The organism is Phytobacter cepae (genome assembly GCF_054165735.1).
Genome location: NZ_CM135107.1, coordinates 4,052,561 through 4,067,820, shown reverse-complemented (window position 1 = coordinate 4,067,820; position 15,260 = coordinate 4,052,561). Strand labels below are relative to the sequence as shown.

Below are 15,260 nucleotides of genomic sequence, written 5' to 3'. Positions count from 1 at the left end.
TCTGAATTGACATAATTTATGCACACGTGTGCATTGGCGTCAATCAATCTGCGGGAAAAATATGTTGATGAGAGTCTCATTTAAAATCAACTTGATGTATCTTATTGATATTAAATGTCTTATTTAAGTGTGATCAAAGTCTTGTTTCAGGAAATAACGCTTTTGGATAAGGTTTGTAGTGGATGTTTTGTGAGGAATTAAACGCTTTCGACGCGGGGGCATGGCCATAGTGGGAATGCGTCAAAAAACAAGGCTGACGCCCGTAAATATGACCGAGAGTTATAAAAGCACAAATTATTTAGTAATGATCGAAATATGGCCGTTTCGCTCGAGGATGGCATATTTAATATCATCAAGTTTATCGACGCCCTGGTTGTTGCGGGCTGACACCATAATGTCGTCATAAGTGATGTCCGCCTCTTTCATCTTTTTCAGCAGCAACTGTCCGTTTTCCACCAGCACCACCGGGGCACCGTCGATCGCGTCTTCAGCATTATTAATGTACTTTTTGACGAGGCCGAACAGGATATCGACCACCACCAGGGTAATGATGGTCAGCGCCGCCCCGGTGACGGAAAAATCACTCCCGAGCAGCGCCTGTTGGGTGGCTTCACTGATAATTAACAGCAAAATCAGGTCAAAAGAGGTCATCTGCAACAGGGCTCTGCGCCCGGCAATTTTAAACACCACCATCAGAACCAGATACACCGCGACAGCACGCAAGACCATTTCCATGACGCCATCCTTAAGGGTAGATAAACTGCCAAAGTGTGATGCCGGGTAGGCTTTCAACCTCGATTTGTGAGCTGATACTGCCGGGAGAAAGCGGAGTCAGGCCCAGCCAGAGCGTAAACGTACTGCCGGGATAAAGGCCCCGGTATTCCAGCCGTAGCGCGCCGTTCTGGCTGGTCATACTGCTGGGTTGGGGCTGTAACGTGCGAATTTCGTAACGCTGCATAAAGTCACCGCCGAGGGTGACAGTTAGTCGCCCCTGTTGAGGCACGTTACTGTTCACCACCATGTTCATGTCACTTTGCAGGCGGCCGAAGCGCTGATAATCCACGGTCAGTTGCCCGTTGTGATTGTGTGCCGTTTTGTCGCTTAAGTATCCCTCGGAAAACAGGCCGCCAAGCGCTGCAATCACAATCAACAGCAGTGCAAGGGCACCGTACTTTTGGGTACGCGCTTCAAAACGAAGCCAGAAAGGATTTTCTTTGACGGGATGATGGTGCATGGGCGGTTCACTCTCTTTCACCTTGCTCTCTCCATCGGACAAGAAGTTAAGAGTATGGAACACAATGCCGCGTTTTGCCGTCAGGCTGAATCACGCGGCGAAGACCAGGATTAACGGGGCAGGGCGATACGTGGTTTAACCCGGTCATGCAGCGCCGGATTGTCACTCTCATCTTTCAGTTTCACACCGGTGAGCCTGCGCAAAAAAGCCTGCTCCAGCAGCCAGGCGAGCTTAAACGCGGCGGCCTCAAACTGCAGCCCCTCCGGGCGAATGTTGGAGATACAGTTACGTTCAGACTCCAGCCGCTTGCGCGCCGGTTTCCACGTCAGATAAACCCCTAAGCTGTCCGGTGAGGATAAACCGGGACGTTCACCAATCAGGATCGCCACCGCTTTGCTGTTGAGGGTTTCGCCGATGTCATCACCCAGCGCAACGCGGGACTGATGCGCCAGCACCACCGGGCCGAGCGAAAGCCCGAGGGTTTGCAAATAGGGCAGCAGGGCGGTGATGAGGCCCACTGACTGGCGATGAACGGCATGAGAAGAGAGGCCGTCGCCAATCACCAGCAGCAGATCGTGAGGTGACGTGCGGCTGGCGGTCAGCTCTGCGCGGCTTTGATCGCTGAGCTGGCGCCCCAAATCCGGGCGATTGAGATAGACGTGCCTGTCGGTTGCCGCACTGTGCGCTTCCAGGGTTTTCAGGCCCAGTGCCTGAAGCTGTCGGGCAAGGCTTTCGCTGTCGAAGGGCTGGTGGATGGCATCCCGGGCCTGCGCATGGGCCAGCCCAAAGTTGAGCACCTCGCGGGTTGGCAGGCTGGCGCCGCTACGGCCCAGGGCAATGCGGGCATCGGTAAATTCCCGCAGCAGGGTCCAGGCATCAGGGGGATTCATGCGGGTGCTCCTTGTGGCAGGGCGCTGAGTAGCGGATGGTTGGCCCCCGTCAGGCGGAGCTGCCCGTGAGCGTCAATGATCTGCATGCGGGTTAACCAGTCGGCAAATTCCGGGGCATGTTGCAGCCCGAGCAGGCGGCGAGCATAGAGCGCATCGTGGAATGACGTGCTCTGGTAGTTGAGCATAATATCGTCTGCGCCCGGCACGCCAATCAGGAAGGTCAGTCCGGCGTTACACAACAGCGTAAGCAGCGTGTCCATGTCATCCTGGTCGGCTTCTGCATGGTTGGTGTAACAGACGTCGCAGCCAATCGGCAGCCCCATCAGCTTGCCGCAGAAATGATCCTCCAGCCCGGCGCGGATAATCTGCTTACCGTCGTAGAGATATTCCGGCCCGATAAACCCGACCACCGTGTTGACCAGCAATGGGCTGAAGTGGCGCGCCACGGCGTAGGCGCGGGCTTCACAGGTTTGTTGGTCGACGTCGTAATGAGCATTGGCCGACAGGCAACTGCCCTGACCGGTTTCAAAATACATTACGTTATGACCGAGCGTGCCGCGTTTCAGGCTGAGCGCGGCTTCCTGGGCCTCTTTCAGCATCGCCAGATTGATGCCAAAGCCACTGTTTGCCGCCTCGGTCCCCGCCACCGACTGGAACACCAGATCGACCGGCGAGCCGCGCTCAATCAATTGCAACGTATTAGTGACATGGGTTAACACGCAGGATTGTGTGGGGATGCTGAAACGGTTGATGATGTCAGCCATCATATGGTTGAGCCTGTCCAGCACCGGCAGGCTGTCACTGGCCGGATTAATACCGACCACCGCATCGCCGGCACCATACAGCAGGCCATCAAGCATGCTGGCGGCAATGCCTTTTAAGTCGTCAGTCGGGTGGTTGGGCTGCAGGCGCACGCTGAGGTGGCCGGGCAGGCCGATGGTGTTACGAAAGCGGGTTACCACGCTGCATTTGCTGGCGACCAGAATCAAATCCTGATTACGCATCAATTTACTCACCGCAGCCGCCATTTCCGGCGTAATCGCTGGCGCCACCGCGCTCAGGACGGTGCTGTCGGTGGCATCTGCCAGCAGCCAGTCACGAAAATCGCCCACCGTCAGGTGGCGAATTGCGCTGAAGGCATCGGCGTTGTGCGTGTCGATAATCAGCCGGGTGACTTCATCGCTTTCATAAGGAATAAGCGGGTTGTCGAGGATCTCGCGCAGCGGGAGATCGGCGAGGGCTATTTTGGCCGCCATGCGTTCTTCCGCCGACTGCGCGGCCACGCCGGCGAGCACATCCCCGGAACGTGCCGGGGAGGCTTTTGCCATCAGTTCTTTCAGGCTGGCGAAACGGTATGTCCGGTGCGCCAGAGTTGTCTTGTACATTCCGTCTCCTCAGGAGAGAGCACGCAACTGCGGGTCCAGCGCAGCCCGTTCACGGGCGGACGCCGTTTTACGGAACCACATATAACCGCCGAGCATCATCAGCGCGAAAATTAGCGCCAGTAGCGTGTTGTACCAGACCATCGCCACCAGGCAGAGCACCGCCATGCCCAGCGCAAACGCCGGTGCAATCGGGAACAGCGGCGCTTTGAACGGGCGCACCAGGTTTGGCTCGCTGCGGCGTAATTTGAACAACGCGGCCATTGAGGTGATATACATAACAATAGCGCCGAATACCGACATCGTCACAATGCATGCGGTCAGTGGCATCCCGCTGATGGTAATCAGAGAGTCGGAGAAGATGGCGGCAATACCGACCACGCCACCGGCGAGAATGGCCAGATGTGGGGTGCGGGTTTTGCGGTTCAGGTTCGCAAGACTGGCCGGGAGATAGCCTGCGCGGGCCAGCGAGTAAATCTGTCGTGAGTAGCCCATGATGATGCCGTGAAACGACGCCACCAGACCAAACAGCCCCAGCCAGACCAACATATGCAGCCAGCCGCTGCTGTCACCCACCACGACTTTCATCGCCTGCGGCAGAGGGTCGTTGATGTTTGACAGCGTGCGCCAGTCGCCCACGCCACCGGCAAACATCATCACGCCCACTGCCAGTACGGTGAGAGTCAGGATGCCGCCGCCCAGTGCCCGAGGAATAGTGCGCTGCGGATCTTTGGCTTCTTCTGCCGCCATCGACGCCCCTTCAATGGCGAGGAAGAACCAGATAGCAAACGGAATAGCCGCAAACATGCCCGGCAGGGCCAGCCCGCTGAAACTGTCTGCGCCTGCCCAGCCGTGAGCGGTGAAGTTATCCCATGAAAAGCCCGGTGCGACCACGCCCATAAAGACCAGCAGCTCGAATATGGCAAGCAGAGTGACTATTAATTCAAACGTTGCCGCTATCCCAACGCCCAGAATATTTAACGTCATGAAAATCACGTACGCGCCGCAGGCGACCCATTTGGGATCGAGTGAGGGAAACTGCACGTTCAGGTAAGCCCCAATCGCCATCGCAATAGCCGGAGGGGCAAACACAAACTCTATTAAGGTCGCGAAGCCGGCAATAAATCCGCCGGTGGGGCCAAATGCCCGATAAGCATAAGCGAAAGGGCCGCCAGCATGGGGGATAGCCGTCGTTAATTCGGTAAAGCTAAAAATAAAAGCGCAGTACATGGCGGCAATCGCCAGCGCGACAATCAGGAAGCCCAGCGTCCCCGCCTGCGACCAGCCATAACTCCAGCCAAAATATTCGCCTGAGATTACCAGCCCAACGGCAATACCCCACAAACGGAAGCTGCCGAGTGTTCTTTTTAGTGTGGTTGATTCGGTGATCATCATTTACTGCCTCGCCATTAAACACAGTAATGGCGTAGGTGCAAAGGCGATGCCAGATTCAATAAATCTTGAATATTCATTAGGTTGTTTTTATTTAACTGGCGCTGCCAGGTAAAACAGGAACAGGATGCACCGCAGGCAGTCAGCGCCTGGTGCAGCGCGCCCTGAATTGGTGAAGGGCTTCCATCATCAATATTATGTGGGATGGGGGATCGTTTTGTGCGGTTTGTCAGTGCTTCTCTCCCTCACGTTTTACAGCGATAACATTGCTCAATGAGAATGAAACAGCCACCGCGATGACAGGGTCCGGCTGAAAATCGATGAAGCGTATCCGTAAGGCCGGGGCGACGCGCAGGGATGCGCGGCGAGGGCGACTTTACAGGGACGTTACCTTCGCCCGTCCCCGATAAGCCTGAAGGCATACGCTGACAAAATTGCCTGGAGCAATTTTGAATAGCGCTTGCGCTAGCCCTGAAAGGGTGAGCCCCAGGGATGGGGCGAATAGTGGACCGCGCCAGCGGCGATTTTCCTGGCCGGGAGCCCGGGTCGCCAGGGTGGTGGCGGTGAACCACCCTGGCACGTTCACGGGTTCTGGCGTGACAGAAAAGCAAAGAACATAAAGTGAACGGAACGACCCTCAGAGCCGCATGTTCCCCTTACCCTGGCGCTGCCAGGATAACTACACGCTCTCCGCCAGCTCGAACATACCGTAGGGGTGGATTTGCAGGTAGTAGCTATCCCCCACATCGGGTTGCAGACGCGTAGCATTCACCTGCAACAAAATACGCTGACCGTGCCACTCCACAATCACCTCATACTGCGGTCCCATATAGGCGACGTGCTGAATGACGCATTTCTGGCTCTCCTCGCCGTGCTCGCCAAGGGTGATGGCCTCCGGGCGTACGCCCACCGTCCCCGTACCCTGCGCGGCAAAATGGGTAGGCTTCGGCAAACGGTAACCGTAAATATCCACACTATCCTGCTGGAAGGTCGCCGGGAACAGGTTGGCATCGCCCATAAAGCTTGCCATAAAGCGCGATGCGGGCTGGCGGTAGAGATCCTGCGGCGAGCCCATCTGCATAATCTTGCCTTTGTTCATCACCAGTACGGTATCGGACACCGCGAAGGCCTCGCTCTGGTCGTGGGTCACATACAGTGAGGTGATGTTGAACTGCTTTTGCAGCTCGCGAATTTTATCGCGCATGCTGCGACGCAGGTTGGCATCGAGGTTACTCAGCGGCTCATCAAACAGGAGCACTTTAGGCTTCAGAATTAACGCACGGGCCAGCGCCACACGCTGTTGCTGCCCACCGGAAATCTGATCCACAAAGCGGTCTTCGAAGCCTTCCAGATCCACCATCGCCAGCGCCTCTTTGACGCGGGTTTTGATCTCTGCGCGCGGAACGCCAAGCATCTTGAGGCCATAACCGACGTTCTCGCCCAGCGACATATGGGGAAAGAGGGCGTAGGACTGAAACACCATGCAGATGTCACGCTGTTGAATAGAACGGTGTGTGACATCTTCGCCATCAATGAGAATTTGCCCGCCGGTGGGTTTTTCCAGCCCGGCGACCAGGCGCAGCACGGTGGTTTTTCCGCATCCCGAAGGGCCAAGCAGGCTGACCATCTCACCTTGTGGAATGGCGAGATTGATGCTTTCAATCACCGTGTTGCTGCCGAATTGCTTATTAACGTTGCGCAATTCAACGAAATGTTTTTGTGTCATGGTCATGCTCCGTTACGCCTGGTTCTTGGCTTTAGAACGGGAGATACGCGCCTCACCGATCAGCCAGTCAAAAATGAAGATGATGGCGAGCATCACCACAATAAGGATTGAGCCATAGGCAATGGCCACGCCATACTCGCCGTCTTCCACACGGTTCAGGATGTAGGCCGTTGCCACGCGGGTGTCCGGGGTGACCAGGAAGACGATGGCGCTGACGGTGGTAATGGCGCGAACAAAGCTGTAAATCAGCGCGGACAAAATGGCCGGGCGCAGCAGCGGCAGCAGGATCTGCGTAATGGTACGCAGTGACCCGGCGCGCAGGCTGAGCGAGGCTTCATCCAGCGATTTGTCTATCTGACCGAGGCCCGCGATACCGGCACGAATCCCCACCGGCACGTTACGCATCACCATCGACATAATCACAATCGCCGCGGTACCGGTGATGTAAACCGGCGCACTGTTAAAGGCGAGGATGTAGGAGACGCCTGCCACGGTGCCCGGTACGGCAAAGCACAGCATGGTGGTGAACTCGATGGTCTTTTTACCTTTGAACTGCTGGCGCACCACAATCCAGGCGATCAACAGACCAAACGCGGCGGTGATCGGTGCGGCAATACCGGCATAAAGCAGCGTATCAAGCAGTGAAGGCCATGCCCCGTCGCTCATTCCCTGGCCGAACAGTTTGATGAAGTTGTCCAGCGTCAGGGTGTAATCCACGCCCCAGTTGACGGTGAAGCTGCCGTAGAAAATGCTGCCGTAAAGCAGGGCATTAAAGGCCACCCAAATCGTCAGCAGCGCAATCACGGTCCAGACCAGGGTGACCGGCAGGGGCTGCACATCGCCACGGTAGGATTTCCCGGAGACCGTCACGTAAGAGCGTTTGCCAATCCACATGTACTGCACGCAGAACACCAGCAGAGAGAAGAGCAGCAGGAAGGCACCCAGCGTGCTCGCCGCCTGATAATCAAGCTGCGAACCGGTGATGTAGAAGTAGATCTGCGTTGCCAGTACGTCAAAGTTTCCGCCCAGTACCAACGGGTTACTGAAGTCGGCCAGCGACTGCACCACCACGATCAGGAAAGCGTTCGCCAGCGCCGGTTTCAGCAGCGGAACGAAAACGCCGTTAAAGGTCTGCCAGCGGCTGGCGCGCAGCGTGTAAGACGCCTCTTCCAGTGAAGGGTGTATCGTTTTGATGGCCCCGTCGATGATCATAAAGGCCATCGGGGTAAAGGCCAGCACCTGCGCCAGCCAGATGCCGGTAAAGCCATACAGCCAGTTGGTGTTGGTCAGTCCAAACCAGTCGACCATCAGCTCGGTCACGTAGCCGGAACGCCCCATCATCAGCGTCACGCCTAAGCCCACCACGAACGGCGGGGTGACGATAGGCAAAATGGAAAACACGCGACCAATAATGGCGCTGCGTTTGGCAATGCGCGTGGTGTAAATCGCCAGCACCAGACCGAAGAAAGTACAGCCGACGCCAACGGCCATCGCCAGCCAGATGGAGTTGAGGATCACCTGAATGATGTGCGCCTGCGAGAGCACGCTCATAAAGGCCAACGGGGCAAACTCGCCGCTGTCGGTGGTGAACATCGGAATAAATATGGCGATGCTCGGCCAGACGATAAAGATGCTGATCCCCGCCACAATCGTGATCAGCGAGCCAATGACGAAACGGTCACCGCCAAGCCACTCCAGACGGGTCAACGCCAGCGTCATCACCGCGCCTAACGCGACGAACAGCACGATGCTGGCATAGCCCAGCCCACGGCCTTCAACCGTGGCGCTGATCGCCACAAAGGCGATGCACAGCAGTGCCCAGGCAGCATCAAAGTAGTGGCGGCCGCGCTGCTCACGTTTCGCTTCACTGAGCGGGCGCAGCACCAGCACGGTGGGGAGCAAGTACCATAACCAGCTAACGTTAAGGTGTGACCAGCCGTAGGCCGCGAGAATTTCATCGGACGTTGAGTCGGTCAGGCCGTAATCCAGGCTCCAGCTCGGCAGCAGGGCAAACGCCAGCCAGCCGAGTAAAACCCAAAGGAAGACCGCATCCCGTTTTTTGGCGGGATGGAGAGTGAGTGTGTGTGACATAAGCGTTCCGGTGTTGTAGGCCGGGTGGGGCGGTTGCGCCTTCACCCGGCAAATGCTGCAGGTGTGGGTTTATTTGCCCATCTTCACATCGCTAACCCATTTATTAATCAGCGCCTTACGTACGTCCGTGGAGCCGTATTTATCCATGTCGTAACTGATCAGTTTCAGGTCATCGAGTTTCAGTGAGTTCGGCGACGTCTCTGCCGTGGTGTTGGTCAGAATCTGGTAAGACTTGCCTTTTTTCCACGCCAGTTCCTGTGCTTCTTTGGAGAGCGCCCAGTCAACAAACAGTTTGGCGTTATCAATGTTACGCGCCCCTTTCAGGATACTGATACCGCCGATTTCATAGCCGGTGCCTTCACAAGGCGAGATCAGCTCCAGCGGTGCGCCTTGCTCTTTTTCCAGTGAGTAATCATGCAGGAAGCCGATACCAATTGCCGTTTCACCACGGGCGGCGTTGCGCGCCGGGGCAATGCCGGATTTGGTGTACTGTGAGACGTTGCTGTTGAGCTGTTTCAGGTAATCAAAGGCCTGATCTTCGCCCCACAGCTGGACAAAGGTCGCCAGTGCGGTGTAAGCGGTGCCGGAGCTTTGTGGATCGGCAATCTGAATCTCGCCTTTGTATTCCGGTTTGGTCAGATCTTTCCAGCATTTTGGCACCGGCAGGTTTTTCTCTTTCAGGCGCTGAGTGTTCACGCCAAAGCCGAGAATACCAACGTACACCGCTGAGGAGAGGTTGCCTTTCACTTTCGCCGGGTCACGGAATTTTTCCATCACCTGATCAAGGTTCGGGGATTTATAAGCCTGCAGCAGACCCATTTCTCCTGCCTGAGATTGAGGGTCGAGGGTGCCACCGTACCAGACGTCAGCCTGCGGGTTTTTCTTCTCAGCATCGACCTTCGCCAGCGTGCTGCCAGAGCCGTTACGAATGAATGAGGTTTTGACGTTGTACTTTTCGCCAAAGGCCTGCGTTTCCGTTTCACACATTTCGTTGGTGGCGCTGCAATAAACCACCAGACGACCTTCTGCTTTGGCAACGCCGCTAAAGGCGGAAAGCGCAAGGCCGGTTGCAACCAGGGTAGAGAGTAGGGTGACTTTCATTATCTTTTCCTTCTTATGAGGTACCAGGACTGCGTGATGTTGCAATGCCCGCCATCAACAGCGGCATCAGTAATAAACCCATCAGTACGGCGGCGATGGAGAGCAAACTGAACATCCCCGACCAGCCGTAGTGTTCAATAATTTGTGACAGCGGCCAGCCCGCCAGTGCGGCCCCCAGATAGGCGAAAATGCCAAGAAAGCCGGTTATCGAGCCTGCCGCAGCCTTGTGTCCGCATTCGACGGCGGCAAGACCAATTAACATTTGCGGCCCAAAAACAAAAAAGCCCACCGTGAAAAAGCACATTGCCAACAAGGCATAGTGGTGTACCGGCGCCAGCCAGAGCGCGGTTACTGAGACAATCAGCCCCAGGGTAAAGAGCAAAATCATCGGTGCGCGCTGCCCGCTGAACAGCAGGTCAGAGCCCCATCCGGCAAACAGCGCCCCCAGCAGGCCGCCGATTTCAAACAGCATCACCGTGGCGTTGGCGCTCAGTAAGTTGACGCCGTGGCTTTCCGACAGCCAGAGATTGCCCCAGTCATTGAGCGCAATACGGATCAGATAGACCAGTACATAAGAGAAGCCCAGCAGCCAAATCAATGGGTTTCGCAGCACCGTCTCACGCAGCATCTGCCATAAGCCCATCGGTGGGCTTTGTTGCTCCTGGCGCAGCTCCAGCGGGTCGTGCCGCCATTCGCCTACGCTCGGTAGTCCCTCTTCCTGCGGTGTCCCCCGCAGTTGCATGGTTAACCACACGCCGAGTGCCATGCTGATAATCCCCGGTGTCAGCATCGCGGCCTGCCAGCCCCACCAATGGGCGGAAAAGGCACATATCAGCGGAATAATGGCTCCGCCAATGTTGATCGACATGTTCCAGCAGCCCCACCAGAAACCGCGTTCATTGCGCGAATACCAGTGGGTCAACAGTCGTGCGCAGGGCGGCCAGCCCCAGCCCTGGAAAAAGCCGTTTAACGTCCAGACAACCAGCAGCAACGGCAGTGAATCCCCAAAGGCAAACACCACGTTCAGCAGCCCGGTGGCAAACAGCCCGCAGCCCATAAAAGCGCGCTGCCCGTGACTGTCATGCCACAATCCTGCGGCAAATTTCGACAGGCCATAGCTCAGATAAAACAGCGACCCCAGCAGGCCGATGTCGCCTTTGTCGAGACCCAAATCACTTTGCAGCGCCGGCAGCACGTAGTTCACGCTTTTGCGCGTGAGGTAAAACGCGGCGTATCCCACCACCATGGAGAGCAACAGACGCGAGCGCTGCGTTCGGTAACGGTGGTCAATGTCAGTTGGCGAGATGGCGTGCATAACGGTCTCCAGTTGCGCTGACTATAGGTAAGCGCAGATGAAAGGGGATGAGAGAAACTCCCCAGGTGACTAAGACTTTTTCCTGGTCAGCGTGGGGTTTGTTGCAAAATTGTGGGCAAGTTAACAGTTACGCATGTTCCCTGGCGGGATTCGAGGGTCAGTTCACCGCCGAGAGCATGGACGCGCTCGCGCATGCCCTGAATACCAAAACCGGGCATTTTCTCGGCCGTGATGCCGATGCCGTTGTCATGCACTTCAAGGCATAAGCGGCCATCTTGTTCGCTAAGGCGGATGCGCACCTGGCTGGCGCTGGCGTGTTTACAGACGTTATTGAGCAACTCTTGCAACAGTCGATAGAGGGTAAAGACCAGGGTCTCGCTGGTGGGTGGGGCACTGAGTCGGTAATCAAAATGACAGTCAATGCCGCGCTCGGCGAAAGCAAACTCGTTAACCAAATGGTGCAGCGCTTCCTGTAAGGAGAGTTCATCCAGTACCGGCGGTCGGAGCTGGCGCAGTAACTGGCGGGTGGAGTGGTGGATGCGCCGGGCCAGCGCATTAATCTGTTCGGCGGCTTCCAGCGCCTGAGGCGTGTCGCCGGCTCGTTTCACTAACTGCGACTGGATTTGAATGGCGGTGATGTTCTGACCGATTTCATCGTGTAACTCACGGGCAAGGCTTTTGCGCGTATCCTCTTCCGTGTGAATCAATTTTTCCGCCAGGGCCTGGCGTGCGTGCAGTTCGCCTTCCAGCCGGCGGCGATAGTGGTCGAGATTAAGAGCCAGATGCTGCTGGCGGCTGATGGCGATCCCAAGCCCAATACCCAACAGCGCCTGGGTGGCGAGGAAAATCTCCAGCTCCAGCAAATCGGTAAAACCGACCCCGACCTGACGGGCAAGGGTAATGAGCATGCTGCCGAGCAGGCCCGACATGACGCCGCCCTGCCAGCCAAATTTCCATGCCATCACCACGTTGGGCAAGAACACCACAATCAGCAACAGGCGTTCTATCTGCGGTGAGAGCACCATCTGGGTGCCAATACCGATGATGAAAAAGAGGCTGCACCAGATAATCAGCGAGGTGCGCAGCGGCGGCGCGAGGGTGTCGAGCCCCAGCAGATGATGGCGATGCTGCTGGCGCAGGAACTCGAAAATCAGATAGGTAAAAGGGGTAAGCAGGACGCCGCCGGTAAACGAGGCCAGCCCGGCAAGCAGTATGGGGCTATGTAGAAACGGGGCCAGTAGCAGCGTATGAAGCAGCGCAGTCACGGTCACTGCTGCTAACACCAGAGTGAGTCGCTGCCAGTAGAGCGGGAATCGGTGCCAGTACCGCTGGGTGAAGAACGCCGGCAGCAAACTGATAAAGGGGGCGGCGAGCATCGTGAAACCGTTTATTAACTGTTCGCTGTAAAGCCAGAAAATCAGCGCCAGTTGCGGGAGCAACAGCGCAGGCCAGAAGCGGCGGGAAAGCAGAATTAACAAAGCCAGATAGACGCCATGGGGCAGGAACAGCACAGCCTGTTGACCGTTATGGGTCAGGTAGAAGCTGAGCGTCCACAGCATCAGCCAGCCCGGCCCCCAGGCCAGAATGATAAACAGCGATATGACGCCGTGACGCAGCGATCGCGACATCAGTGGCTGGCCAGAAGGTTATTGTTGAGCGCGAAATGCACCAACTCGATGGTGCTGTTGCAACTGAGTTTGCCGAGCACGTTAGCCCGATGGACATGCACGGTTTTGTGGCTCAACGCCAGTTTGAAGGCGATCTCTTTGACGCTGTCACCTTTCACCAGTAAATCAAACACTTCTCGCTCGCGAGGAGTAAGGGTTGAGAGGACTTTAACCGGTTGGACGTCACCACGTAGCGCTTTAAGGGCGTCGGCGCAGAGATAGTGACCGCCGAGGCCGACAGAACGGACCGCACGCACCAGCTCTTCGGGGCCACAGCGTTTTGTCAGATAGCCGCTGGCACCCGCGTCCAGTGCACTTTGCACAAAGGCGGGGGTGTCATAGATACTGAGAATGATCGCGCGAAAGTTTGGCCGCTGCTGACGCAGACGTTTTAGCAGGCTGAGGCCATTTTCATCCGGCATGGCGACATCCAGCACCGCGACATCAACATCGTCTTTCAATAACGCAGGCCAGGCGTCAGCGGCAGTGCTGTATTGTCCGCTGACGGTGAGATCGTCCTCAAGGCCCAGTAACTGAGCAAACCCGGATCTCACTACAACATGATCATCCACCAGAACCACACGTACCATAACGCACTCTCGCCAGCCGAAAGCTTTATCATGCCGTCTGGTTCAGGGCTGGCAACGTTCAGGTCTGCGATATGCAATCGATGTAACATAATTGCAATATTTACCGCTTCTTATACGGTAATAAGACCGCCCTCAGGCGGCCGTCTCGTCAAGATGCACGCCGATATAACGCTCATAGCGATTGGCTTTCAGGCGCGTTAAATCCACCAGTACCAGGCCATCTACACAATTATTGAAATCCGGGTCGCAGCCAAAGTCGATAAACTGCACGCCACCGGGTTCGCATAATTCAGAATACTGTTTGTACAGCGGCGGGATTGCGCAGCCAAGATTGCCCAACATCGATTTCAGACGGGTGAGATCTTCGGTGTAATCTTCGCCAGTAAATTGCGCCAGTACGTCCGGGAGGGTGGCAGGCCAGGGGCGGCGAGAAGCTGCCAGCGGCCAGCTTGCCGGGAACCAGAGGCGATAGAAGGCCACTAACAAATCCCGTGCGGCAGGCGGGAAGCCGCCGGATATCGACACCGGGCCGAACAGATAGCGATACTGCGGATACCGCGCCAGGTAAGCGCCAATGCCGGACCATAAATAGTCGAGGCCGCGACGGCCCCAGTAGCGCGGTTGAATAAAGCTGCGCCCCAGTTCGATACCGTGCTCAAGGACGTCGGACATCCGCTCGTCATAATGGAACAAGCTGTGACTGTAGAGACCCTCCGGACCGCGTTTTTCTACCTGACGCGCGGTCGGCATAAAACGGTATGCGCCGACGATTTCCAGATCGGTTTCGTCCCACAGGATCAGATGCAGATAATCATCATCATACTTATCCGTGTCGCGACGCTTGCCACTGCCCTCGCCAACGGCACGGAAGGCGATTTCACGCAGGCGGCCCAGTTCGCGCAGCAGCGGCACATCTTCCTGGCCCTGACGTTGCCAGAGGTAAATCATTTTGCCATCAGCGGTGCGGCCAAGGCACTCCGCACGGCTTAGCTCCCGACGCAATGTCGCTCTGTCTTCCGGGCGTGCAATCGCACACTCGGTTTTGAAGACGCCCGGCACCTTTTTGCCCAGTCGACGCACGTGTTTGCGGCATTTATCCGCTACGTCGCGCGCGGACAGGGAAGGGGACTGCCAGCTGTCCCAGGGAATGCGCTGGCCGATGGTAATCGGTAAGGGGGTGCCGCGGCGGCGGAACATCTGTTGCATGAGCAGCAGCATCGGCAGCGTATCGGAAAGCAATGCCGCGCCATAGAACAGCGGACTGTTACGCGCGTTGATCCACATCGGCAGCAACGGCGTGCGGAATTTTTTTGCCAGTTTCACAAAACCCGGATGCCATTTACCGTCGCGGATCCCTTTGCGGGTCAGACGTGATACTTCACCAGCCGGGAAAAAGATCAGCACGCCGCCGCTTTGCAACTGGTTTTCCATTTGCTGAAGAGAGGCTTTGCGCGTGCGTCCGCCCATGTTGTCGACGGGAATAAACAACGAACTGAGGGGTTCAAGATGGCTGAGCATCCTGTTGGTTACCACTTTCACATCCCGGCGCACGCGTGAAACGGCATACAGCAGCGCCAGTCCGTCCAAAGTGCCTGTCGGATGGTTAGAAACAATCACCAGTGGGCCATGCTCGGGGATCTGTTCGATGTCGTGGGCGGGGATGGTGCAGCGGATCTGCAAGTGCTCCAGGACCTGCTCAACCATATCCAGACCTTTCAGGTGCGGGTGGCTGGCGGCAAACTGCTGAAACTCTTTTTCGTATAACAGATGTCTGAGCAGATTTTTTTGCCAGGGCGCGGGTTTGGCCTGGGGCCAGAGGTCATCAAGAACGCTATCGAGACTAAACATGGTATCTCCTCCTGCCGTCTTGCG

At 56.6% G+C, this 15,260-nt stretch carries 12 protein-coding genes; all 12 read right to left on the bottom strand.

Annotated features, from left to right (window positions below):
* Positions 1-294 precede the first annotated feature (294 nt).
* The 12 genes from ACUY4Q_RS19185 to olsF all read right to left on the bottom strand — a co-directional run bounded on the left by ACUY4Q_RS19185 (position 295) and on the right by olsF (position 15,236).
* Positions 295-735: a DUF421 domain-containing protein gene (locus ACUY4Q_RS19185; RefSeq protein WP_458044293.1), complete on the bottom strand. Its 441-nt coding sequence runs from the start codon at positions 733-735 to the stop codon at positions 295-297.
* Between the two features lie 10 nt (positions 736-745).
* Positions 746-1,255: a hypothetical protein gene (locus tag ACUY4Q_RS19180; protein ID WP_458044292.1), complete on the bottom strand. Its 510-nt coding sequence runs from the start codon at positions 1,253-1,255 to the stop codon at positions 746-748.
* Between the two features lie 89 nt (positions 1,256-1,344).
* Positions 1,345-2,124, bottom strand: coding sequence for an ethanolamine ammonia-lyase subunit EutC (eutC, locus tag ACUY4Q_RS19175; protein ID WP_458044291.1), 780 nt, complete (start codon positions 2,122-2,124; stop codon positions 1,345-1,347).
* The gene (locus tag ACUY4Q_RS19170; protein ID WP_458044290.1) at positions 2,121-3,509 is read right to left on the bottom strand and encodes an ethanolamine ammonia-lyase subunit EutB; all 1,389 of its coding nucleotides are present in this window, start codon (positions 3,507-3,509) and stop codon (positions 2,121-2,123) included. The genes eutC and ACUY4Q_RS19170 overlap by 4 nt, the downstream gene beginning before the upstream one ends.
* 9 nt (positions 3,510-3,518) lie before the next feature.
* Positions 3,519-4,898 carry an ethanolamine permease gene (eat, locus tag ACUY4Q_RS19165; protein WP_458047392.1) on the bottom strand — a complete coding sequence of 460 codons (1,380 nt, stop codon included), beginning with the start codon at positions 4,896-4,898 and terminating at the stop codon, positions 3,519-3,521.
* Positions 4,899-5,577: 679 nt separating this feature from the next.
* Positions 5,578-6,624: a ferric ABC transporter ATP-binding protein gene (gene fbpC, locus ACUY4Q_RS19160; protein ID WP_458044289.1), complete on the bottom strand. Its 1,047-nt coding sequence runs from the start codon at positions 6,622-6,624 to the stop codon at positions 5,578-5,580.
* Between the two features lie 12 nt (positions 6,625-6,636).
* Positions 6,637-8,715, bottom strand: coding sequence for an ABC transporter permease (locus tag ACUY4Q_RS19155; protein WP_458044288.1), 2,079 nt, complete (start codon positions 8,713-8,715; stop codon positions 6,637-6,639).
* A gap of 69 nt (positions 8,716-8,784) precedes the next feature.
* Positions 8,785-9,816, bottom strand: coding sequence for an ABC transporter substrate-binding protein (locus tag ACUY4Q_RS19150; protein ID WP_458044287.1), 1,032 nt, complete (start codon positions 9,814-9,816; stop codon positions 8,785-8,787).
* A 13-nt stretch (positions 9,817-9,829) separates the two neighbouring features.
* Complete coding sequence (gene uhpC, locus ACUY4Q_RS19145) at positions 9,830-11,131, bottom strand: MFS transporter family glucose-6-phosphate receptor UhpC (protein ID WP_458044286.1); 1,302 nt, start codon at positions 11,129-11,131, stop codon at positions 9,830-9,832.
* A gap of 86 nt (positions 11,132-11,217) precedes the next feature.
* Positions 11,218-12,759, bottom strand: a complete 1,542-nt coding sequence (locus ACUY4Q_RS19140) for an MASE1 domain-containing sensor histidine kinase (RefSeq protein ID WP_458044285.1) — start codon at positions 12,757-12,759, stop codon at positions 11,218-11,220.
* Complete coding sequence (locus tag ACUY4Q_RS19135; RefSeq protein ID WP_458044284.1) at positions 12,759-13,388, bottom strand: response regulator; 630 nt, start codon at positions 13,386-13,388, stop codon at positions 12,759-12,761. The genes ACUY4Q_RS19140 and ACUY4Q_RS19135 overlap by 1 nt, the downstream gene beginning before the upstream one ends.
* 132 nt (positions 13,389-13,520) lie before the next feature.
* A complete protein-coding gene (olsF, locus tag ACUY4Q_RS19130; protein WP_458044283.1) occupies positions 13,521-15,236 on the bottom strand; it encodes a bifunctional ornithine lipid synthase OlsF in 1,716 nt (571 codons plus the stop codon).
* Positions 15,237-15,260 lie beyond the last annotated feature (24 nt).

What these genes read in the sequence shown, in the direction of transcription:
- olsF (WP_458044283.1), bottom strand. Translation starts at nt 15,236, where the DNA reads ATGTTTAGTCTCGATAGCGTTCTTGATGACCTCTGGCCCCAGGCCAAA.
- uhpC (WP_458044286.1), bottom strand. Translation starts at nt 11,131, where the DNA reads ATGCACGCCATCTCGCCAACTGACATTGACCACCGTTACCGAACGCAG.
- eat (WP_458047392.1), bottom strand. Translation starts at nt 4,898, where the DNA reads ATGATCACCGAATCAACCACACTAAAAAGAACACTCGGCAGCTTCCGT.
- ACUY4Q_RS19150 (WP_458044287.1), bottom strand. Translation starts at nt 9,816, where the DNA reads ATGAAAGTCACCCTACTCTCTACCCTGGTTGCAACCGGCCTTGCGCTT.
- ACUY4Q_RS19140 (WP_458044285.1), bottom strand. Translation starts at nt 12,759, where the DNA reads ATGTCGCGATCGCTGCGTCACGGCGTCATATCGCTGTTTATCATTCTG.
- ACUY4Q_RS19155 (WP_458044288.1), bottom strand. Translation starts at nt 8,715, where the DNA reads ATGTCACACACACTCACTCTCCATCCCGCCAAAAAACGGGATGCGGTC.
- ACUY4Q_RS19185 (WP_458044293.1), bottom strand. Translation starts at nt 735, where the DNA reads ATGGAAATGGTCTTGCGTGCTGTCGCGGTGTATCTGGTTCTGATGGTG.
- ACUY4Q_RS19170 (WP_458044290.1), bottom strand. Translation starts at nt 3,509, where the DNA reads ATGTACAAGACAACTCTGGCGCACCGGACATACCGTTTCGCCAGCCTG.
- eutC (WP_458044291.1), bottom strand. Translation starts at nt 2,124, where the DNA reads ATGAATCCCCCTGATGCCTGGACCCTGCTGCGGGAATTTACCGATGCC.
- fbpC (WP_458044289.1), bottom strand. Translation starts at nt 6,624, where the DNA reads ATGACACAAAAACATTTCGTTGAATTGCGCAACGTTAATAAGCAATTC.
- ACUY4Q_RS19135 (WP_458044284.1), bottom strand. Translation starts at nt 13,388, where the DNA reads ATGGTACGTGTGGTTCTGGTGGATGATCATGTTGTAGTGAGATCCGGG.